Origin of the sequence: Bacillus sp. NMCC4 (genome assembly GCF_002998555.1) — a bacterium.
Classification (GTDB): domain Bacteria; phylum Bacillota; class Bacilli; order Bacillales; family Bacillaceae; genus Bacillus.
This window is the reverse complement of the sequence record NZ_PVRA01000004.1, coordinates 366,747-387,324: the sequence shown is the minus strand read 5'-3', so window position 1 is coordinate 387,324 and position 20,578 is coordinate 366,747. Positions and strand designations below refer to the sequence as shown.

Below are 20,578 nucleotides of genomic sequence, written 5' to 3'. Positions count from 1 at the left end.
ACTTCAACCGGATAACTCACTCTTGTCCCCATAGAAAAAACACCTCCATGTTTTATTTCGGATCACAACGATCCATTTTCAAACTTGAAGGTGTTTTTTATTTGTCTCATCTTATGGGGTCAGTCCCATATAAAGGGACTTTCTTCTTTATCTTTTATATGGCCGTTTCATCGTTCTGTGCGGCTTTTTCGCGCGCGGCTCTCCAAATACTTCTCCAAGAAGCATGCCTTGAACAACAGTATTTTGGTTAAGCCTGTTAATGACGTGCGGCTTCATTTCCGCAGCAGAAGCTTTCGGTCTGGTCAGCTGCCTTTCAAGAGATTTGAACTCTTTATTCAGCTCGCTTTTTCTTTCTTCCATTTCAGCTAGTGTAGCGGTATAACGATCCTGTAAGGACTGTGAACCTTGTTTCTTCATCCCGCCATGATCATGTACATCGCCGAAATCGTCCAACTGGTCTGTTTTGACTGGGTTCGGGCTGGTTTGTTCTGCTTTCTTTTGAGGCATAGGCTTATTCTGAGGAGCCGGCTTATGTTGCTGGTTGTTTTGTTCCTTCTCCTCTTGTTTGCCGATTTTCCCAAATACAGCAGAGATGATACCGATGATAATCGCAATTAGTAACGGATTTTCAAATAGAATGTCCATTGGGCTCCCTCCTTAAAGCGTGAGAGGATGCTTATTTGTTTTCATTATCAGATGGACCTTTTGTCATTTTACCAAATGAATCTCTCATATCCGTATCAGCATCGATATTCTTAATGTTCATGTAGTCCATGACTCCAATATTACCTTCGCGTAATGCTTCAGCCATTGCAAGTGGTACTTCAGCCTCTGCTTCTACGACTTTCGCGCGCATTTCTTCAACTCTTGCACGCATTTCTTGTTCTTGGGCAACAGCCATTGCGCGGCGTTCTTCCGCTTTCGCTTGTGCGATGTTTTTGTCTGCTTCTGCTTGGTCCGTTTGCAGAATCGCCCCGATGTTCTTACCGATATCCACATCTGCGATATCAATCGAGAGAATTTCAAACGCAGTACCTGAATCTAATCCTTTACCAAGAACCGTTTGAGAAATCATATCTGGATTTTCTAAAACCTTTTTATGATTATTTGATGAACCGATTGTAGAGACAATTCCTTCACCTACACGAGCAATGATTGTTTCTTCCCCTGCACCACCGACAAGTCGTTCGATGTTTGCGCGAACTGTAATACGTGCTTTGGCTTTTACTTCAATCCCGTCCATTGCCACACCAGAGATAAATGGTGTTTCAATGACTTTAGGATTTACACTCATTTGTACAGCTTCAAGTACGTCACGGCCTGCTAGGTCGATCGCTGCACAACGTGCAAAGTTCAATTCGATATTCGCACGTTGAGCTGCGATTAATGCGTTCACAACACGGTCAACGTTACCACCTGCCAGGTAGTGACTTTCTAATTGGTTAATCGTCACATCAAGACCTGCTTTATGTGCTTTGATGAGCGGATTGACCACTCGGTTTGGAATGACTCGGCGAAGTCTCATTCCTACAAGTGTAAAAATGCTCACTCTTACGCCAGCCGCTAAGGCAGAAATCCACAGCATCACCGGTACAAAGGTGAAGAAGATCGATAGAACGATCAGACCTGCTGCGATAATCACAAATAATAGTAAAGTAGATGGATCCATTTTATTCCTCCTATAAAATCAGTTATCTATACTTTCCTCACGACAATGCGTGAGCCTTCCGCTTTGACGATTTTAACCTGTTCATCCTTGTCAATAAACGCACCTTCTGACACAACGTCAATGCGCTCATCTCCGAGTACAGCCGTCCCAGATGGGCGAAGCGCTGTTAATGTAACAGCGATCTGTCCAACAAGATCCTCTCTTGTTTCATTTGAGACATAACCGCTTTCTTTATTGGTTGAATCGGTTAAAATGAACTTTTTAAAAAATTTCATACGTTTCCCCAACACCTTTGTCAATAAAATAACTGCTATGATTGAAACAGCAGTGGCAATCAAGATGGAAATCGCCATTTCTGTAAAGCTTCCAGCTGCTAAAAATAAGCTGGCAACAACACAGATCAGTCCAATGACACCTACGATTCCCCCCGGCAAAAACAATTCCAGAATAATGAGCAATATCCCTGCTAAGAACAGGAACAACGTCTCATATCCTGCAAAACCAGCCACGAGATGTCCATAAAAGAATAAAAGAAGCGCTGTCACTCCCATGGTGCCTGGAACCCCAAAGCCAGGAGAATAGAGCTCAACAATTAACCCTAAGCTTGCGATGGATAAAAGGATTGGAATGACGATTGGGTGCGTGAGAAAGCGCGCAACCTTTTCAGCAAAGCTCACTTCATCGTATTGAACAGAAGCGTCTGCTAATTTCAGCTTCTGAAGCAAGTCATCTAAATTCTTCGCTTCACCTTCTGCGTAACCAAATTGAAGCGCTCGATCCGTATTAAAGGTGAGCAGTTCTCCTTTTGGTGCACCAGCATTCTTCGCATCTATGTCTGGATCAGCCATCGCAAGCGCATATTTCGGATCACGCCCCTGCTTTTCGGCAGCATCACTCATTTCAGCAAGCCATAGCGATTCAGATTTTTGATCGGCAGCATTGCCTTCCCCATCAATGATCGCAGCAGCTCCCATCTTTCCATTTGGGGTCATATAAATCTCGTCGGCATTTAGTGCAAGGAATGCCCCGGCTGAAAGCGCTCTATGATTCACAAATGCTGTCACAGGGATATCAGACGCACGAATGGTATCTGCAATCTCAAGCGCCGCATCGACTGCACCACCTGGTGTATTGATGTCTAGAATGATATGTTTCGCTCGTTCGGACTTTGCCTGCTCAAATGATCGTTCAATAAATTTAGAAAGTCCTTTTTCTACTGTATCTTCAATTGGGATAACATGAACTTTCTGATCTACTGATTTCGCGGTCAATTGAACCCCTAAAAACAAGCATATTATAAAACAACTGAAGAGAGCAATAGAAATTTTTATTTTTTTCATCTATTTGGTGATCCCTCCTCTCTATCTTCCATTTTACCGTTCCTTTACATACGTTACAAATGTATCATAGGTTTCATTTTTATATGACAGAATGATGAAGGTATAAAAAAAGTACCCTTCTAACAATAGAAGGATACTTTTTTATTGAGACAGCTGCTCGCTGACAAGTCTGTTAATGACAGCACCATCAGCTTTACCTTTTACTTTTGGCATAATAGCGCTCATGACTTTACCCATATCAGCCTTCGATGAAGCACCTGTTTCAGCGATCGTTTCTTTCACGATCGTTTGCAGTTCTTCTTCAGAAAACTGTTCAGGTAAATAAACGTCTAAGATGTCAATCTCTTTTTGAACTTTATCTACTAAATCTAAGCGATTAGCTTTCGAAAATTCATGGAGGGAGTCTTTACGTTGCTTAATCTCGCGGGAAAGGACGGTTAGTTCCTCATCGCCGGTCAAACTGTCTTTCTTAAGCTTAATTGCTTCATTTTGGAGCGAAGCCTTTACCATACGAATGACAACAAGCTTGTCTTTCTCACGGTTTTTCATAAAAAGCTTCATATCAGTATTTAATTGCTCAAGAAGACTCATAAAATCCACCCTCTTTAGAATTTACGTTTTCTAGCAGCTTCAGACTTTTTCTTGCGCTTTACGCTAGGCTTTTCATAAAATTCACGCTTTCTTGCTTCTTGCAATGTTCCAGTTTTGGATACACTGCGTTTAAAGCGACGAAGAGCATCTTCAAGCGATTCGTTTTTTCTAACGACCGTTTTTGACATTCTCTTTCCCTCCCTCCGAATACACCAATCGACTGCATTAAAAAAAGATATACATGCAAAACATGTACCTAGACATTATAATATAAGCCTAGTGTGAGGTCAACTAAGTGATTTGGAAATATATTTTCGTCATGAGCAGGTAGACAAGTCCATATATTCATTGGTAAGAGGAGGACTTTTCTATGATGGCGATCATTTATTTTTGTGCACTTATTTTCATTTTTTTATGGTCAATGGGTTTGCTGAGAAAAGGATTAATGGCGCTTGCGTCGTCTCGTATTGAGAAATCACTTCTTCTCTTTACAGATCACCCAATAAAAGCATTCTTGGTCAGCATCGTATTTACAGGGATTCTTCAAAGCAGTTCAGCGTTTATGGTCATCGTGATCGGCTTTGTCAGTACAGGCATTCTCTCTTTTAAAAAATCCATTCCAATGATTCTTGGCACCAATATTGGCTCCACGTTTACAACAGAATTTATCGCCATTAAAATGGATGTTTTCATGTGGGTCTTAATCCTAGCTGGTCTAATATGCATCATGTTTGGCAGAAAATCTTTTAGGCATGCAGGAAAAAGTATATTTGGGCTCGGGATGATCTTTTTCTGCATTCAAGGCTTTTCTAAAATTGCAGGTATGATGACAAGTCAGCCTGAGACATTGCGCTTTCTTGAAATGATGCAGCATTCTGACTGGACGGCGCTGCTTTCGGGTACCATTTTCACAGCGATTGTTCATTCGAGCTCCGTCTGTATCGGCATTTTAATGGGGTTTATGAATGAAGGAACTGTTGGGCTTCAGGAAGGCATAAGCTTTGTGTTAGGGTCAAATATCGGGACATGTATTACAGCCGTAATGGCTGCCATATCTGGCGGCTATGCAGCACGTCAAACGGCTTATGCACACGTTTTGTTTAATGTGCTCGGCGTGCTTTTATGTCTCCCATTTCTCGCCATGATGACGGAATTCGTCGCCCTTCTTGCAAACGCTCCAGCCCAGCAAATTGCGCACTTCAGCCTGCTGTTTAATGTGGCAAGCTCTTTGCTTTTCTTCCCGTTCATTCATCCATTTCACACATTGATCTTATGTCTTTTACCAAATCAGTCAAAATAAAAAAACCAGCTTGCCCTTTTGGCAGCCGGTTTTTTTATCTATTATGAGGTCATTCTCACTTTGTCTGTTTGCACATCATCACTGATACGAACGAATTGTCCTTCGTTATAAGGATAACCCGCTTTCATGATTTTCACTTTGACCAAACGGCCGATCATGTCCTCTGTTCCTTCAAAAACAACCTTCATATAGTTATCCGTATATCCCACATAAAGATTGTGCTTTCCTTCTTGTTCTTTGAAGGATTCTTCCGGAATAATCTCTAGGACATCTCCTTCATAAGCTGATGCATATTCTTTCGCAAGCTGGTCAGAAAGAGCAATCAAGCGGTGGACGCGTTCGTTTTTCACATTTTCATCCACTTGATCTTCCATCCTTGCAGCTGGCGTACCTGTACGTTTGCTGTAAGGGAATACGTGTAGTTCAGAGAATTGATGGTCTTTGACAAAATTGTACGTTTCCAAAAACTCTTCCTCTGTTTCCCCAGGGAATCCAACAATCACATCAGAGGTGACAGCAAGGCCTGGCAATGCTTTTTTCAGCTTTGTTAAACGCTCTGCAAAGAATTCCATCGTATATTTACGGCGCATTCTTTTCAGGACTGTATTCGAGCCAGATTGAAGCGGGATGTGCAAGTGTCTGACAATCTTATCTGACTGATCAAGCACTTCAATCACTTCATCTGTAATTTGGCTTGCTTCGATAGATGAAATACGGATTCGTTTTAAACCGATGACACGTTCATCTAATTCTTTCAGAAGCTTTGCAAAGTTATAATCCTTTAAGTCTTCTCCGTATCCGCCTGTGTGAATACCTGTTAATACAATTTCTTTATAGCCGGCATCCACAAGCTGCTGCGCTTGGTTGATGACCTCTTCTGGATTACGAGAACGAAGAAGTCCGCGAGCCCAAGGAATAATGCAGAATGTACAGAAATTGTTACAGCCTTCTTGGATTTTTAATGAAGCGCGTGTTCTGTCTGTAAATGCAGGAACATCGAGTTCTTCAAACACACGTGCTTTCATGATATTGCCAACCCCATTAATCGGCTGTCTTTCTCTGCGATATTCTTCAATGTAACCGAGTAATTTATGTCTGTCTTGTGTTCCAACGACAATATCAACACCAGGAATCGCCATAATTTCTGCTGGAGATGTTTGCGCATAACAGCCTGTTACACAAATGACACCATCCGGGTTATGACGAATGGCTCTTCTAATAACTTGGCGGCTTTTCTTATCGCCTGTATTCGTGACCGTACATGTATTAATGACATATACGTCTGCTTTTGATTCATACTCTTTTCTTTCATAGCCTGCTTCTTTAAACAGCTGCCAGATCGCTTCTGTTTCATAGTGATTGACCTTACAGCCAAGTGTATGGAACGCTACTGTTCCCATCATGATTCACCTCTTAATAACTCTGTTTGATAAGATATAGCAGAAAGCGCGTAAAGAGGAGCTGTTTCCGTTCTTAAAATGCGTGGTCCGAGCCCGCAAATGACTGCACCAAGCGTTTCAAGCTCGTCAATCTCCTTTTCTGCCAAACCGCCTTCAGGGCCAAAAACCACGAGTAAGGTTTGTCCGCCTTTCATCTGTTGGAGCACAGTTTGAAAGCGGCTTTGCTCTCCTTCTTTCGATGATTCTTCGTATGCAACGACACATTTATCGAATTCACCAGCTAATTGAGTCAGCTCTTTAAACGTTGATACTGGATCAACACGAGGAATGATATTCCGGTAGGACTGCTCAGCTGCTTCTTTCGCGATTTTCTCCCAGCGTTCTCGTTTTTTATGTGACTTCTTTTGGTCAAGCTTTGTAATGGAACGAGCCGCTTGAAACGGGATAAATGCACTTGCGCCAAGCTCTGTGCCTTTTTGGATAATCAGCTCAAGCTTATCTCCTTTTGGGAGACCGCTCGCAATTGTTACTTTTACCGGAAGCTCTCTGTCCTGATTTGTCCAGCCTTCAACGTGACAAATGACTTCTTCCTTTGTTATTGTATCAATTTTACTGAGCGCTTCAAAGCCGTCTGTCGTTAAGCAAAGGATTTCCTGCCCTGCTTTCATGCGCATGACGTTGGAAAGGTGATGTACATCTTCACCTTTTATGACGATAGATCCCTTTGCGATCACTTCTTCTTTCGTGAGGTCGATAAAATATCGTTGCATACGTGTCCTGACACCTACTCGCTTTATTTTTTCGCTATAATGCTGACCCAATCTTCCATTGACAGCACTTCAACAATGTCAAAACCTGCTTCTTCTAGTGCTGTTTTGACTTGTAATTTCTTTTGTCCAATGATGCCTGATGTAATGAAATAGCCATCTTTCTTCAATAAGTCATAGGCTTGATCTGTAAAGCGCAAAATCACTTCTGCGAGAATGTTGGCGACGATCACATCACGTTCACCTGAAATCCCATCAAGTAAGTTGTTTTGCTTGACCGTCACTTGTTCGCTTACACCATTTAGTTCGATGTTTTGCTTCGCACTTTCAACCGCAACGGTGTCGAGATCAAAGGCTTGAATGTCCTTTGCACCAACCATCGCTGCTGCCACACTTAAAATCCCAGAGCCTGTTCCAACATCAATCACCGTATCGTTTTCCTTCACATAGCGCTCAAGCGCCTGAATACAAAGAACGGTTGTTGGATGTGTCCCTGTTCCAAATGCCATTCCTGGGTCCATTTCAATAATCAGTTCATCAGAATGAACCGGAGTATATTCTTCCCATGTTGGAACGATGGTGAATTTTTCAGAGATTTTCACAGGATGATAGTATTTCTTCCATGCGGTGGCCCATTCCTCTTCATTTACTTCACAAATAGACAGCGTGTTTCGTCCAAGGTCAATATCGTATAGAAGAAGATTGTTGATGGCTTCTTTGATCTCATCTACCGTTTCCATCAAAAAGCTGTTCATTGGAAGATAGGCTTTGACGATGACCCCTTCATCAGGATAGTCATTCGGATCGAGCTGGTAGATCTCACCGTATACATTTTCACGTTCCTTGACTAAATCAAGCGGGTCCTCAATCACGACACCACTTGCACCTGCTTCATGCAAAATATTGGTGATCGGTTCCACCGCTTCATTTGTTGTATGGACGCTAATTTCTGACCACTTCAATACTACCAACTCCTTATCCGTCTTACTCGCCTTTAAATGCGCGTTTCACCTTATCGAAGAAGCTCATTTCTTGTTCGTCCGGTTTATTTCCGCTCACTTCAGCAAATTTTCTAATGATATCTTTTTGATTGTCCGTTAAATTTGTCGGTGTGACGACTCGTACAACGATATGCTGATCGCCTTGGCCATAGCCGCGTACATTTTTCACACCTTTTCCTTTGAGTCTAAACTTCGTGCCAGTTTGCGTGCCAGCAGGGACTTTCAATTTTACTTTACCGTGTAATGTCGGCACTTCAATTTCGTCACCTAATGCAGCCTGTGCAAAGGTTAGCGGCATTTCGCAGTAAATGTCATCTCCGTCACGTTCGAAGAATTCATGCGAACGCACATGGAACACAACAAATAGATCGCCTGGAGGCCCTCCATTTACACCTGGTTCCCCTTGACCAGACACTCTGAGCTGCTGACCATCGTCAACTCCTGCTGGAATCGTCACATTGATTTTCTTACGCTTACGCACTTTACCAGAGCCGCCACATGTAGAACATTTGTGATCGATTTGTTTTCCTGTTCCGCTGCAGTAGTTACATACTCTGCGATTGACCACTTTACCAAACGGAGTTGACTGCTCAACATTTAATTGACCAGAGCCGCCGCAATGTGAACAAGTCTTTGCTTCTGTCCCAGGCTTTGCCCCTGATCCATGACATGTTTCACATGATTCCTCGCGAGGGATTTCAATCGTTGCTTCTTTCCCAAATGCTGCTTCTTCAAATGAAAGCGTCATTGTATATTGCAAGTCTGCTCCTTGACGCGGTGCATTTGGATCTCTTCTTCTGGCTCCGCCGCCAAAAATACTAGAGAAAATGTCATCAAAGCCGCCGAAGCCGCCAAAGTCTCCTCCTCCGCCAAAACCGCCGCCGCCAAAGCCTTGGTTTGGATCGGTATGACCGAACTGGTCATATTGCGAACGTTTTTGATCGTCAGAAAGGGTTTCATAGGCTTCTTTTACTTCTTTGAATTTCTCATCTGAGCCAGCTTCTTTATTAATATCAGGGTGATACTTTTTTGAAAGCTTGCGGTATGCCTTTTTGATCTCGTCTTTTGAGGCGCTCTTACTCACGCCAAGCACTTCATAGTAATCACGCTTACTCATCTCTTCACACTCCCGATTTCTCACATAAATACGATTGTATCATTTTGATTTGACCTTTTTCAATTGCTTTCATCATTGGAAAGAAAAAAAGTCAAAGCCAAGAGATCCTGACTTTGACTTTCTGACGAGTACGTTTCAGCAGTCTTTTTCAAAAGTAAAGGTGATTATTTTTTCTCTTGATCGTCGTTTACTTCTTCGTATTCTGCATCCACTACATTGTCATCTGCTTTTTGAGCACCTTCAGCGCCGCCTTCTTGCTGAGCTTGTGCTTGTTTTGCAGCTTCTTCATAGAGCTTTGTCGTTAGTTCTTGAACGATTGTTTGCAGCTCATCTTTTTTCGCTTTGATGTCTTCAAGCTCGCCTTTTTCGATCGCAGCTTTTAGTGCATCTTTCGCGTCGTTTGCTTTTTTCACTTGCTCTTCATCGATTTTGCCTTCTAGATCTTTTAATGTTTTTTCAGTTGTAAACACTAATTGATCTGCTTCATTGCGCACTTCGATTTCTTCTTTTTTCTTCGCATCTGCTTCAGCATTTTCTTCTGCTTCTTTTACCATTTTTTCGATCTCATCATCAGAAAGACCTGAAGAAGATTTGATTGTGATGTTTTGCTCTTTGCCTGTACCCATATCTTTCGCACGTACGTTGACAATACCGTTTTTATCGATATCAAAAGATACTTCGATTTGTGGTACGCCGCGTGGTGCTGGCGGGATGTCAGTCAATTGGAAACGGCCTAATGTTTTGTTATCTGCTGCCATTGGGCGCTCACCTTGCAGGACATGGATGTCTACCGCTGTTTGGTTGTCAGCAGCCGTTGAGAATACTTGAGATTTACTTGTTGGAATGGTTGTATTACGTTCAATCAGCTTCGTGAATACGCCGCCCATTGTTTCAATTCCTAAAGAAAGTGGTGTTACGTCAAGAAGAACAACGTCTTTGACATCTCCTGTGATGACTCCACCTTGGATCGCCGCACCAAGAGCAACCACTTCATCAGGGTTTACACCTTTATGAGGCTCTTTGCCTGTTTCTTTTTTGATTGCTTCTTGTACTGCAGGAATACGAGTTGATCCACCAACAAGGATGACTTTATCAATCTCGCTAGCAGATAAACCAGCATCTTTCAAAGATTGACGTACAGGTGTCATTGTGCGCTCTACAAGATCTGCAGAAAGCTCTTCGAATTTAGCACGCGTCAGCGTTAATTCAAGGTGAAGAGGACCTGCTTCTCCAGCTGTGATAAATGGCAATGAGATTTGTGTAGAAGATACACCTGAAAGATCTTTTTTCGCTTTTTCAGCAGCATCTTTTAAACGCTGAAGCGCCATTTTATCTTTAGAAAGGTCAATACCATTTTCTTTTTTGAATTCAGCTACTAGGTGATCAATGATGACTTGGTCAAAATCGTCTCCACCAAGACGGTTGTCACCAGCAGTTGAGCGTACTTCAAAGACCCCGTCTCCAAGCTCAAGGATTGATACGTCAAATGTACCGCCGCCAAGGTCGTATACAAGAATCGTTTGATCTTCTTCTGTTTTATCTAAACCATACGCAAGTGCAGCTGCTGTTGGTTCGTTGATGATACGTTCTACTTCAAGACCAGCAATTTTACCAGCATCTTTTGTCGCTTGGCGTTCTGCATCGTTGAAGTAAGCAGGAACTGTGATAACAGCTTTTGTTACTTCTTCGCCAAGATAGCCTTCAGCATAAGATTTAAGGTGTTGAAGAATGATTGCAGAGATTTCCTGCGGTGTATAGTTCTTGCCTTCAACTTCTACTTTATAATCTGTACCCATATGTCTTTTAACAGACATGATCGTGTTCGGGTTTGTAATTGATTGACGTTTCGCTACTTCACCAACTTGGCGCTCTCCGTTTTTAAAAGCGACAACAGATGGTGTTGTACGTGCTCCTTCAGCGTTTGCAATAACTTTTGGCTCTCCGCCTTCAAGTACTGCAACACATGAGTTTGTTGTTCCTAAGTCAATCCCAATGATTTTACTCATAATCGATGACCTCCCATTATGTAGTTATTGATTTACTTTTACCATTGATGGACGAATAACTCGGTCTTTGAGTTTATAGCCCTTTTGCAATTCTTCTACTACGATATTTGAATCGACATTTTCATCTTCAACTTGCATGACGGCTTGATGAAGGTTTGGATCGAACTCTTTGCCGACAGCTTCAATCGGTTCAACGCCTTCATTTTTCAACGCTTCTACCAGCTGGCGGTAAACCATTTGCATTCCTTCTAACAAACTTTTCGTCTGCTCATTGTCTGGATCAATTCCAAGCGCTCTTTCAAAGTTGTCAAGAGCTGGGAGAAGATCGCTGACAACATGTTGAGAACGATATTTTTGCACGGTCTCCACTTCAGTTCGAGCACGGCGTTTATAGTTTTCAAAATCTGCTTGAACACGCAGAATTTTGTTTTCTTTTTCATCTAGAAGCTGCTGCAATTCATCGATTTTCTCTTGGAAGGCAGACTGTTCATCATGTGTTACTTCCTCAGTATCTGCTTGAACTGCTTCTTCTTGTGCTTCAACCTCTGCTTCTTGCTCAGGTGTCTGTTTTTCTTCTGACATTGTGTTCACCTCCCTCAAAAGATTCAAGAATACGAAGGGGCAATGCCCCTATCTTTTATCACCCTACTCATCATACAAATTGGAAAGTGCGTTTGACAAGTCTTTTGATACATGATGCAAAAGACTAACGACTCGCCCGTAATCCATGCGGGTTGGACCGATGATGGCAATGGAGCCAAGTGATTTTTGATCAATCGAATAAGTGGCTGTGATCAAACTGCAGTTCTCCATTGCTTCCAAATTGTTTTCTGAACCGATTTTAATGGTGATTCCTTGCTGATTTGGATGAAACAGCTGCATGACATCATTCTTTTGCTCAATCAGCATCATGAGTGAGCGAATGCGGTCGATGTCATGAAACTCTGGCTGATTCAACATATTAATCTTCCCGCCAAAGAAAAGTTTTGATTCATTTTGTGTCGATGTAAATGTGCTGCCCAGCGCATCTAAAATGTGATCATAATCTTTTAAATGTGTGCGCAGAAGCATGACCACTTCTTTATACATCCTGTCCTTCAGCTGGTCCATTGGAACGCCAGCTAATCGGCTATTCAAAATATTCATCAGCTTCTCAATATCGGAGACATCGAGATGCTCAGAGAAGGTAATGGTTTTGTTTTCAACATGCCCGCTATCTGTAATCATGATCGCTACTGCTTTGTTTGGCTGAACGGGGACAAGTTGAATTTGCTTTAATCGATTTTCACTCAGCTTTGGACCAAGCACAATCGATGTATAGTTTGTGAGATCTGATAAAATTTCCGCCGATTTTTGAACTGTTTTTTCCAGCTCAAAAATTTTCTCCTGAAAAGCCGACTGGATGAGCACAAGTTCTTTAGACGACAGTTTTCGCGGAGAGAGCAAATGATCTACATAATAACGATATCCTTTTTCTGAAGGAATTCTTCCAGATGAAGAATGGGTCTTTTCAATAAAACCAAGTTCCTCCAAATCAGCCATTTCGTTTCTAATCGTCGCAGAGCTGAATGTGATGTCCTCTTTTTTAGAAAGAGTCCTTGACCCAACTGGCTGCGCCGAACGAATAAAGTCATTAATGATGACTTGCAGAATCAAAAGCTGACGATTTGTTAACATCATCATCACCCCTGTTAGCACTCTCTTTCAACGAGTGCTAATTGTATAAACAAAATTACCAAACTCAAATTAAAATGTCAATTATAACTCACCGAGAAACGCTTGAAATACTTCATTTCCTAACAATTTCCCTTTTCTTGTTAAACGAATGCCGATGTCATCTTTTACAATGAGACCTTTTTCTTCTAATTCTTCAAGAACAGTGGAAAAAAGAGCTTCTGGTGCAGCACCATATTTGGCTTGGAAGTCGGCACTTTTCACCCCTTCGATCTTTCGAAGGCCTAAGAACATTTCTTCTTCTATCTGCTCTGCTTTTGTGACCTGATGAGTTTCCTTATACGGGAACCCAGTTTGCTCAATCAGTTCCAAGTAATGCTTCACAGGCCCTGCGTTCACATTTCGGATGCCATCTACATACCCGTGTGCTCCTGCACCGAAACCGAAGTAGTCTTCATTGCTCCAATAGGTCAGGTTATGCTGGCTTTCAAAGCCAGGTTTTGCGTAATTGCTAATTTCGTATTGCTTTAATCCATGTCGCTCCATTTCATCCATCACAAGCTCATACATTTCAGCCTCACGTTCTTGCGGCGGTAAATGCAGTTTGCCTTTTTGCATTAAGTTGTAAAAAACTGTTTTCGGCTCCACTATCAGTGAGTAGACAGAATAATGCTCTGCCCCTAATGAGAAAGCTGTCTCAAGTGAATTCATCACATGATGCTTTTCTTGATGCGGCAATCCAAACATGAGGTCGAGGCTAATGTTGTCAAATCCAACGGCTCTTGCTCGCTGGAAAGACGTGAAGACATCTTTCTTTTGATGAACTCGTCCGATTTTTTTGAGTAAATCGTCTTCAAAGGTTTGCACCCCAAAGCTTAGCCGATTGACGCCGGCTGCTTTTAACACATGCAGCTTCTCGAGTGATAATTCATCTGGGTTTGCTTCCACTGCAAATTCAACCAGATGTTTTGCCGGTTTTAACACTCGGTGAATGCTGTTCATGAGCTGGTCTAGCTGGCTGACGGTCAGTGATGTCGGCGTTCCCCCGCCAATAAAGATCGTCTTTAGTTCTTGCTCGCCCTTTTGCTCGATCGTGTGCTGCATCTCTTTTTCAAGAGCCGCTAAGTATTCATCGACTGGCTGCGTTTTAATGAAAAATTTATTGAAATCACAATAGTGGCAAATGTGCTCACAAAATGGAATGTGAATGTATGCTGCTTTCATTTGATGACACCTTCTTTACAGGTAAAGAGCCGCAGTTTATCGCTGCGGCACCTTTGTTTGTTTTCGACTATAAACGCCAAGGCTGACATTGTAAAGCAGGTTGCCTTGAGGAGGATGTTATTTTTTCGGTGTGCTGTCGTCCATCTTCAGCACAGCCATAAATGCTTCTTGCGGGACTTCAACAGAGCCCACTTGCTTCATGCGCTTTTTCCCTTCTTTTTGCTTCTCAAGAAGCTTCCTTTTCCGGGAAATGTCTCCACCATAACATTTAGCAAGTACGTTTTTACGCATCGCTTTAATGGTAGAACGAGCCACGATTTTTTGTCCAATCGCTGCTTGAACTGGTACTTCAAAATGCTGGCGTGGAATGAGTTCTTTCAGCTTTTCTACGATGATCTTGCCTCGTTCATATGCGTAATCACGGTGAACAATAAAGGAAAGGGCATCGATTTTTTCGCCATTCAGCATGATATCCATTTTCACTAGAGTAGATGGGCGATAGCCAATCAGCTCATAGTCAAAGGACGCATAGCCTTTTGTGTTGGACTTTAGCTGATCAAAGAATTCGTACACGATCTCCGCCAAAGGAATTTCATACACAATGCTCACTCGGTTTGCATCAAGGTATTGCATATCAATGAAATTGCCGCGCTTTCCTTGGCAAAGCTCCATGACAGAGCCTACATAGTCATTGGGCACCATCATTGTTGCTTTCACGTATGGTTCTTCAATTTTCTCAATCTTTTGCGGATCAGGCAGATTCGACGGGTTATCTACGACGATTTTTTCTCCGTCTGTCATATACACATCGTAAATAACACTTGGTGCTGTCGTAATAAGATCGATTTTGAATTCACGTTCAATCCGTTCTTGGATGATTTCCATATGAAGCATTCCAAGAAAGCCGCAGCGGAAACCGAAGCCAAGTGCTTGGGACGTCTCTGCCTCATATTGAAGGGAAGAATCATTTAATTCAAGCTTTTCTAAGGCTTCACGTAAGTCATTATATTTCGCTGTGTCAATTGGATAAAGTCCGCAGTACACCATTGGGTTCAGCTTTCTGTATCCTGGCAGCGCTTCTTTCGCTGGGTTCTCCGCACTTGTGATCGTATCCCCCACACGTGTATCACCGACATTTTTAATCGCTGCTGTTAAGTAGCCAACATCTCCAACAGTGAGTTCATCTGTCGGCATCGCTTTTGGTGTGAATACGCCGACTTCAAGCACTTCAAATTCTTTGCCCGTCGCCATCATTTTGATTTTCTGACCTGGTCTGACGGTTCCTTCAACAATCCGTATGTACGCAATAACGCCGCGATACGCATCGTAGAGAGAATCAAAAATAAGAGCTTGAAGCGGTGCTTCTGGGTCTCCAGCAGGTGCCGGGACCTTTTCGACGATTTGTTCTAAAATATCTTCGATCCCAATACCCGCCTTAGCAGAGGTGAGAACAGCTTCAGACGCATCCAACCCGATGACATCTTCAATTTCTTCTCTTACACGCTCAGGCTCTGCACTTGGCAGATCGATTTTATTGATAATCGGAAGAATCTCTAAGTTGTTATCAAGAGCTAAATAAACGTTCGCAAGTGTCTGTGCTTCAATTCCTTGTGCTGCATCTACTACAAGAATTGCACCTTCACAGGCAGCTAGGCTTCGAGATACCTCATAGGTGAAGTCGACATGCCCTGGTGTATCAATCAGGTGCATAATATATTCTTCTCCATCCTTCGCCTTATATTTCAGCTGGACAGAGTTTAATTTAATCGTTATGCCGCGTTCACGCTCTAAGTCCATGGAATCAAGTAATTGTTCTTTCATTTCTCGCTGAGTAATCGCCGCTGTTTTTTCCAAAATACGGTCCGCCAATGTGGATTTCCCATGGTCAATATGGGCGATAATGGAGAAATTTCGAATTCTTGATTGCCGTTCTAATCGTTTTTCTTTATCTGTCACAATCTATCACTCCTACTATAAAACGCGGGTTGCGCTAGCTTAGATTATATCAATAGGGCTGTAAAGATTCAATCGAAATCAAGAAAAGCCGCTCATCGGTCAGCGGCTTTAGTCATATAGTGTTGATTTGTTTATTTCCCATTCATCCAATCATAAAGAGAACGGGCTGCATGTGTCATGCCATCAGACAGCGCTTTTCCTGCCTTGGAGAAGGCATTAAAGCTCTCTATTTCCTCAAGCTGCTTTTGTTTTTCGGCAAGATCCTTTTCTGTAACAGCCGTTCCTAAGATAGAGGCTTCTCGTTCTTCATCTTCGTTCATTTGGATGGAGAACGCGCCTTTTAATTGCGGGTCATGGTAACCCTTCATTTGCAGCATGCCATTATTCGCCTGCTGCATTCCTAAAAAGACGCCAAACAGCAAGACTAGTCCTAAAATAATGGTTTTTCCAATAAATGATCCCATGCACCGTCACCACCTTAAGAGCGTTTTTTCTCATCCTTTGCTTTGCCGTTTACCTTTTCCGCGTCCCAGAAAATGTCGCTGAAGACATCAGCTGCTGCATTGGATGCATTTTTCAATTCTTCCATATTATTATCCACTCCGCCAAATTCTAAAAGAAGGGCTTTGTCGGATAAATCTTGATTATAAATTCCATTATCGCCAATTTCTCCTTTGGCAAACACACCGACACTGAGCCCTTTATATTTTTTCTCCATCAAATGGTGGAACTCCGTCGCAAGCTTGAGGTTTTTCTCATAGCTTTGATTCTTCTTCCCTACAACAAACGCAATTCTCGCATATTTTTTCCCTTTGATCTCGACAGTGGTGTCTTTCTTTCTTCTTGAGTCACGGTGGATATCAATTAAGTATTCGAGGTCATCATTTTTCGCTAAGGCTTCTTTTACGACCAATCTTGATTCATTATAAGACTGGGGATACTTTAATCCTTTTTGCAGGAGCCTTTTTTCAACTTCCGTTTTGTCGACCGTATTCCCGATGCCTTGCTGATCAAGCGCCTTTCCGAACATGTCGCCGACAAGGGTGACATTCACTTTTGAGTGCCGTGCATTGTTTGGATTCGTTTCTCCTTTTAAAAATGGTAAATATGATTCCGTATTATGCGTGTGGTAAATGTACACGGCTTTTCGTTTTCCTGTCGACCGGTCCGGCTCTTTCGCAGGCTTTTTCGGCACATCTTTGTCGAGCTTGTCCAGCTCTGCCAAATTTGCTTCTTTTTCATCTTGGATGACTTCACTTGGCGGCGGCGATTCCATTGGCATGTTGGTATAGTCTGTTCCTTCACCCGCTAAGATGATTTTTGTATCAAAATGTTCAAAACCTGGGAGTTCTCTCCCTAGAAAACTACGCGGGTCTTCTAAATTGATACTAGTCGCAAGCTTGAGTGACAGTCCAGAGAAATGAAACCCTTTTTGATCTTTCGGGACTGCTGAGGCGAAATATTGATTTTCCATACCCATTAATGTAGCGAAGAACGCTCCGGAAAGCTCATCTGCTACACCATATAGTGAGGCTTGCGGCCTCAGCTCTGGCTTTAAAGATGTCAACGCCCCTGACATCACAAACACCACAACAAGCGAGGCTATAAATAAGAAAATGCTTTTCACTACTTTTGTTCCATTAATCGCAACGACCAACTGTCGAGGACGGCGGGGTCTTTTTTTCATGATTTACTCCCTCCAGCACGCTTTCTAGTAATTACACTATGAGCGAGCTAGAGAAAGTAGAACCGATTAATGATTATAAGAACCCATGTTATCTTGAGAGATTTTTTGATGGAGTGCTGTATTTAATCCATTGGCGAGTACGTTTGCCATATCATCAATGAATGTATCCACTTCCTTAGGCGTGACCATTAAATTTTGCCCTAGCGGCGCAAGTACTTCATGGATCAGCTGCCGTTTCTCTTCTTCCGGAAGAGTCCCTACGATACCTAAAAATGATTGACGCGTTTCCTCATCTGGTAAGTCTTCTTCGTTTAGCACTTTTTTCTTCCCAAAAGTCAAACCAGCCGGCACAAGAGAGCGGGACGGCCGGTCATCTTTCAGTTCTCTACCAAAATGCTTTAAGACATAATCAATTGTGTCACTTGCAATGGTTACTGCATCTACCACTGTTGGAACGCCAATCGCAATCACTGGAATTCCCAACGTTTCTTTGCTTAATTCTTTCCGCTTATTCCCTACACCTGAACCGGGATGGATGCCTGTATCAGAGATTTGAATCGTGGTATTCACCCGTTCCACTGCACGAGCAGCAAGAGCATCGATTGCAATGACAAAATCAGGTTTGGACCGCTCGATTACACCTTGTATAATGTCGCTTGTTTCAATACCGGTCAGTCCCATCACTCCCGGTGATAAAGAGGACACTGGGCGATACCCTTCCTGTACATTTTCCGGCTGCAATTCAAAGAGATGCCGGGTCACAAGCAGGCTTTCAACCGTGAGCGGGCCTAGCGCATCTGGCGTGACATTCCAGTTTCCTAGTCCTACTACAAGACAGCTCGCATCAGCCTGAATGCCTCGGTCTTTTAAAAACTGAGCAAAATGACGCGCAAATACTTCGACGACTTTTTCCTGCATCTCAGAATCTTTCTCCCGAATGCCCTGCGCCTCAAGCGTCAAGTATGTTCCTGCCTTTTTGCTGGTCAGCTCCTCCCCTTCTTTCGTGATCTCCACTGTGCGTATACGGATGCCGTGCTCCTCTTTTTCCTTTTCGACAATCCCTTGAATTCCGTCCTTTTTGACGACATTCGGATCGTTCTCTTGTTCTAGTATCTCTTTTGTTTCAACAGCCAAGTCTGTCCGGATTTGATAAGCACTTAAATCAAGTTTCTGTTTCTCCATAAAAAGACTCCTTCCACCAAGTAATTAACAGTAGTCTTTCCATCTCTTTAAAGAAACATTCGAGCGCTTCATCAATGAAAAATACTTTACATTTATATTGCATTCTAAAGGTGTGTTTGATAGAATACAACTTGTTCTATTGTGAAGATTTAACCTTAAGACAATTGTGTTTAGGTTGTATCTTAGGAGGTGAAACACATGCCAAATATTAAATCAGCGATCAAACGTACAAAAACGAATAACGAACGCCGTGCACACAACGCAACAATCAAGTCTGCGATGCGTACTGCGATTAAACAAGTTGAAGTTTCTGTAGCTAACAACGATGCTGAGCAAGCAAAAGCTGCTCTTTCTTCTGCTGCAAAACGCATTGACAAAGCCGTTAAAACTGGTCTTGTACACAAAAACGCAGCTGCGCGTTACAAGTCAAGACTTGCTAAACAAGTAAACGGACTTTCTGCATAATGCTTGCAACGCCTCAGTGATGAGGCAACTGTTTAACTGTACGTCCGTCCTGACCGGCTCAGCCATTAGGACAGACTGGCAATTATACATCTAAACAAAAACGACCCTCTTTTTAGAAGGTCGTTTTTTTATGTTCAAGCGCCCAATAGTCGAAGCAGGAACAATTCTAACAATAGCTGCTTGTCCTTTTTACCGGTTTTCATTTCATAATCGATCGTTGATAGCTCTTTGACAATCTGCTTGAGCTCTTCTTCTGAAAACAGCCTTGCCTGATCCATAGCAAGTTTGACGCGGAATGGGTGGACTTTTAGATTTGAAGCAATTTGTTTTTGCCCATATCCTTGCTGAGCGAAATACTTCGTCTGCAAAATCAATCGAAATTGAGTTGATATGAGTGCTAATATTTTAATGGGTTCCTCATTTTGTTTCAGCAAATCATAAAACATCTGCATGGCCTCAGAGCGGCGTCTGTTGACAATTTGGTTAATTAATTCGAAAATATTCTGCTCTAAGCTTCTTGCAACGAGCTGATTGACATCCGCTAATTCAATTTCTTCTCGTTCTCCAATATATGTACTCAGCTTCCTGACCTCTTGAAACAATGAGGATAGACTCCCACCGCATAGCATCACAAGCTGCTCAGCCGCTTCAGATGTCATCGCCTTTCCTTCTGTTTTCACCAGTGTAATGGTGAAATCCGTTGTTTCTTTTGGGTTTAACTCTTTTGCCTCAACCATAGCCGCTTTCTTTTTTAGCAATTTGGTGATTTTCTTCCGTTCATCCAGCTTTTCATATGGTGCTAATAACACGAGAATGGTATAAGGCGCCGGCTTTTCTAAATAAGCTTCTAACACAGAAAGCTCATGCTCAATCTTCTCCTTTTTCTTTTCCGCTGTAAGAAAATAAGGATTCTTGATCACAACGAGCCGTCTTTCTCCCATAAACGGAAAGGTTTCTGCATCCGTCACAGCCTGTTCAAGCGGCACCTCTTCCATATCAAAGACGGAGTAATTAAAATCCTTCGTCTCCTCGTCTACTACAGCTTGTCTTAATTTAGCTGCTGTTTCTTGCAGTAAATACGTTTCTTTTCCATATAAGCAATAAACGGGATGGATATCCCCTCTTTTTAAATTGTTCCAAACTTCAAAGACCATAAATTGAATCCCTCTCTTTCACTTCCTCCTCTATCCTAAAGTGTG

At 42.4% G+C, this 20,578-nt stretch carries 20 protein-coding genes; 2 read left to right on the top strand and 18 right to left on the bottom strand.

Going from position 1 to position 20,578, the window contains the following annotated elements; all coding sequences use genetic code 11:
* Window positions 1-147: 147 nt before the first annotated feature.
* The 5 genes from C6Y02_RS11670 to rpsU form a co-directional block, all read right to left on the bottom strand.
* Window positions 148-645 carry a hypothetical protein gene (locus C6Y02_RS11670; protein WP_060596658.1) on the bottom strand — a complete coding sequence of 166 codons (498 nt, stop codon included), beginning with the start codon at window positions 643-645 and terminating at the stop codon, window positions 148-150.
* Window positions 646-676: 31 nt separating this feature from the next.
* Window positions 677-1,669, bottom strand: a complete 993-nt coding sequence (floA, locus tag C6Y02_RS11665) for a flotillin-like protein FloA (RefSeq protein ID WP_034661354.1) — start codon at window positions 1,667-1,669, stop codon at window positions 677-679.
* Between the two features lie 26 nt (window positions 1,670-1,695).
* Window positions 1,696-3,009 (bottom strand): NfeD family protein, encoded by a 1,314-nt coding sequence (locus C6Y02_RS11660; RefSeq protein WP_106031293.1) that lies wholly within the window; start codon window positions 3,007-3,009, stop codon window positions 1,696-1,698.
* Between the two features lie 141 nt (window positions 3,010-3,150).
* The gene (locus C6Y02_RS11655; RefSeq protein WP_060596656.1) at window positions 3,151-3,600 is read right to left on the bottom strand and encodes a GatB/YqeY domain-containing protein; all 450 of its coding nucleotides are present in this window, start codon (window positions 3,598-3,600) and stop codon (window positions 3,151-3,153) included.
* Window positions 3,601-3,614: 14 nt separating this feature from the next.
* A complete protein-coding gene (rpsU, locus tag C6Y02_RS11650; protein ID WP_003152957.1) occupies window positions 3,615-3,788 on the bottom strand; it encodes a 30S ribosomal protein S21 in 174 nt (57 codons plus the stop codon).
* Window positions 3,789-3,970: 182 nt separating this feature from the next.
* Here rpsU and C6Y02_RS11645 point away from each other — a divergent pair, with 182 nt between their 5' ends.
* Window positions 3,971-4,900 (top strand): Na/Pi symporter, encoded by a 930-nt coding sequence (locus C6Y02_RS11645; RefSeq protein WP_034661358.1) that lies wholly within the window; start codon window positions 3,971-3,973, stop codon window positions 4,898-4,900.
* Between the two features lie 41 nt (window positions 4,901-4,941).
* Here C6Y02_RS11645 and mtaB read toward each other — a convergent pair whose 3' ends face one another.
* The 12 genes from mtaB to gpr form a co-directional block, all read right to left on the bottom strand.
* Window positions 4,942-6,300, bottom strand: coding sequence for a tRNA (N(6)-L-threonylcarbamoyladenosine(37)-C(2))-methylthiotransferase MtaB (mtaB, locus tag C6Y02_RS11640; protein WP_034661359.1), 1,359 nt, complete (start codon window positions 6,298-6,300; stop codon window positions 4,942-4,944).
* The gene (locus C6Y02_RS11635) at window positions 6,300-7,070 is read right to left on the bottom strand and encodes a 16S rRNA (uracil(1498)-N(3))-methyltransferase (protein ID WP_060596653.1); all 771 of its coding nucleotides are present in this window, start codon (window positions 7,068-7,070) and stop codon (window positions 6,300-6,302) included. Before C6Y02_RS11635 ends, mtaB begins: the two co-directional genes overlap by 1 nt.
* A gap of 23 nt (window positions 7,071-7,093) precedes the next feature.
* Window positions 7,094-8,029 carry a 50S ribosomal protein L11 methyltransferase gene (gene prmA / locus C6Y02_RS11630; RefSeq protein WP_060596652.1) on the bottom strand — a complete coding sequence of 312 codons (936 nt, stop codon included), beginning with the start codon at window positions 8,027-8,029 and terminating at the stop codon, window positions 7,094-7,096.
* A 22-nt stretch (window positions 8,030-8,051) separates the two neighbouring features.
* Window positions 8,052-9,185 carry a molecular chaperone DnaJ gene (gene dnaJ, locus C6Y02_RS11625; protein WP_003217525.1) on the bottom strand — a complete coding sequence of 378 codons (1,134 nt, stop codon included), beginning with the start codon at window positions 9,183-9,185 and terminating at the stop codon, window positions 8,052-8,054.
* Between the two features lie 164 nt (window positions 9,186-9,349).
* Complete coding sequence (gene dnaK / locus C6Y02_RS11620; RefSeq protein WP_034661361.1) at window positions 9,350-11,191, bottom strand: molecular chaperone DnaK; 1,842 nt, start codon at window positions 11,189-11,191, stop codon at window positions 9,350-9,352.
* Window positions 11,192-11,215: 24 nt separating this feature from the next.
* Window positions 11,216-11,773: a nucleotide exchange factor GrpE gene (grpE, locus tag C6Y02_RS11615; protein WP_034661362.1), complete on the bottom strand. Its 558-nt coding sequence runs from the start codon at window positions 11,771-11,773 to the stop codon at window positions 11,216-11,218.
* Window positions 11,774-11,836: 63 nt separating this feature from the next.
* Window positions 11,837-12,868, bottom strand: a complete 1,032-nt coding sequence (gene hrcA / locus C6Y02_RS11610) for a heat-inducible transcriptional repressor HrcA (protein WP_034661363.1) — start codon at window positions 12,866-12,868, stop codon at window positions 11,837-11,839.
* An 81-nt stretch (window positions 12,869-12,949) separates the two neighbouring features.
* On the bottom strand, window positions 12,950-14,089 hold the full coding sequence (hemW, locus tag C6Y02_RS11605; RefSeq protein WP_106031292.1) for a radical SAM family heme chaperone HemW: 1,140 nt from the start codon (window positions 14,087-14,089) through the stop codon (window positions 12,950-12,952).
* Between the two features lie 117 nt (window positions 14,090-14,206).
* Window positions 14,207-16,045, bottom strand: a complete 1,839-nt coding sequence (lepA, locus tag C6Y02_RS11600) for a translation elongation factor 4 (protein WP_060596649.1) — start codon at window positions 16,043-16,045, stop codon at window positions 14,207-14,209.
* A 131-nt stretch (window positions 16,046-16,176) separates the two neighbouring features.
* Window positions 16,177-16,509, bottom strand: coding sequence for a YqxA family protein (locus tag C6Y02_RS11595; protein ID WP_060596648.1), 333 nt, complete (start codon window positions 16,507-16,509; stop codon window positions 16,177-16,179).
* A 14-nt stretch (window positions 16,510-16,523) separates the two neighbouring features.
* Window positions 16,524-17,732 carry a stage II sporulation protein P gene (locus tag C6Y02_RS11590; protein ID WP_034661367.1) on the bottom strand — a complete coding sequence of 403 codons (1,209 nt, stop codon included), beginning with the start codon at window positions 17,730-17,732 and terminating at the stop codon, window positions 16,524-16,526.
* A 66-nt stretch (window positions 17,733-17,798) separates the two neighbouring features.
* Window positions 17,799-18,914 carry a GPR endopeptidase gene (gene gpr / locus C6Y02_RS11585; RefSeq protein ID WP_034661368.1) on the bottom strand — a complete coding sequence of 372 codons (1,116 nt, stop codon included), beginning with the start codon at window positions 18,912-18,914 and terminating at the stop codon, window positions 17,799-17,801.
* Window positions 18,915-19,112: 198 nt separating this feature from the next.
* On the opposite strand from gpr, the gene rpsT reads away from it, so the two are divergent.
* Window positions 19,113-19,379, top strand: a complete 267-nt coding sequence (rpsT, locus tag C6Y02_RS11580) for a 30S ribosomal protein S20 (RefSeq protein ID WP_008342485.1) — start codon at window positions 19,113-19,115, stop codon at window positions 19,377-19,379.
* Between the two features lie 134 nt (window positions 19,380-19,513).
* On the opposite strand, the gene holA is transcribed toward rpsT, so the two are convergent.
* Window positions 19,514-20,533 (bottom strand): DNA polymerase III subunit delta, encoded by a 1,020-nt coding sequence (gene holA, locus C6Y02_RS11575; RefSeq protein WP_060596647.1) that lies wholly within the window; start codon window positions 20,531-20,533, stop codon window positions 19,514-19,516.
* Window positions 20,534-20,578 lie beyond the last annotated feature (45 nt).

Excerpts from the sequence above, each read along its gene's own strand:
- C6Y02_RS11670 (WP_060596658.1), bottom strand. The coding sequence starts at position 645 with ATGGACATTCTATTTGAAAATCCGTTACTAATTGCGATTATCATCGGT.
- floA (WP_034661354.1), bottom strand. The coding sequence starts at position 1,669 with ATGGATCCATCTACTTTACTATTATTTGTGATTATCGCAGCAGGTCTG.
- C6Y02_RS11660 (WP_106031293.1), bottom strand. The coding sequence starts at position 3,009 with ATGAAAAAAATAAAAATTTCTATTGCTCTCTTCAGTTGTTTTATAATA.
- C6Y02_RS11655 (WP_060596656.1), bottom strand. The coding sequence starts at position 3,600 with ATGAGTCTTCTTGAGCAATTAAATACTGATATGAAGCTTTTTATGAAA.
- rpsU (WP_003152957.1), bottom strand. The coding sequence starts at position 3,788 with ATGTCAAAAACGGTCGTTAGAAAAAACGAATCGCTTGAAGATGCTCTT.
- C6Y02_RS11645 (WP_034661358.1), top strand. The coding sequence starts at position 3,971 with ATGATGGCGATCATTTATTTTTGTGCACTTATTTTCATTTTTTTATGG.
- mtaB (WP_034661359.1), bottom strand. The coding sequence starts at position 6,300 with ATGGGAACAGTAGCGTTCCATACACTTGGCTGTAAGGTCAATCACTAT.
- C6Y02_RS11635 (WP_060596653.1), bottom strand. The coding sequence starts at position 7,070 with ATGCAACGATATTTTATCGACCTCACGAAAGAAGAAGTGATCGCAAAG.
- dnaJ (WP_003217525.1), bottom strand. The coding sequence starts at position 9,185 with ATGAGTAAGCGTGATTACTATGAAGTGCTTGGCGTGAGTAAGAGCGCC.
- dnaK (WP_034661361.1), bottom strand. The coding sequence starts at position 11,191 with ATGAGTAAAATCATTGGGATTGACTTAGGAACAACAAACTCATGTGTT.
- grpE (WP_034661362.1), bottom strand. The coding sequence starts at position 11,773 with ATGTCAGAAGAAAAACAGACACCTGAGCAAGAAGCAGAGGTTGAAGCA.
- hrcA (WP_034661363.1), bottom strand. The coding sequence starts at position 12,868 with ATGTTAACAAATCGTCAGCTTTTGATTCTGCAAGTCATCATTAATGAC.
- hemW (WP_106031292.1), bottom strand. The coding sequence starts at position 14,089 with ATGAAAGCAGCATACATTCACATTCCATTTTGTGAGCACATTTGCCAC.
- C6Y02_RS11595 (WP_060596648.1), bottom strand. The coding sequence starts at position 16,509 with ATGGGATCATTTATTGGAAAAACCATTATTTTAGGACTAGTCTTGCTG.
- C6Y02_RS11590 (WP_034661367.1), bottom strand. The coding sequence starts at position 17,732 with ATGAAAAAAAGACCCCGCCGTCCTCGACAGTTGGTCGTTGCGATTAAT.
- gpr (WP_034661368.1), bottom strand. The coding sequence starts at position 18,914 with ATGGAGAAACAGAAACTTGATTTAAGTGCTTATCAAATCCGGACAGAC.
- rpsT (WP_008342485.1), top strand. The coding sequence starts at position 19,113 with ATGCCAAATATTAAATCAGCGATCAAACGTACAAAAACGAATAACGAA.
- holA (WP_060596647.1), bottom strand. The coding sequence starts at position 20,533 with ATGGTCTTTGAAGTTTGGAACAATTTAAAAAGAGGGGATATCCATCCC.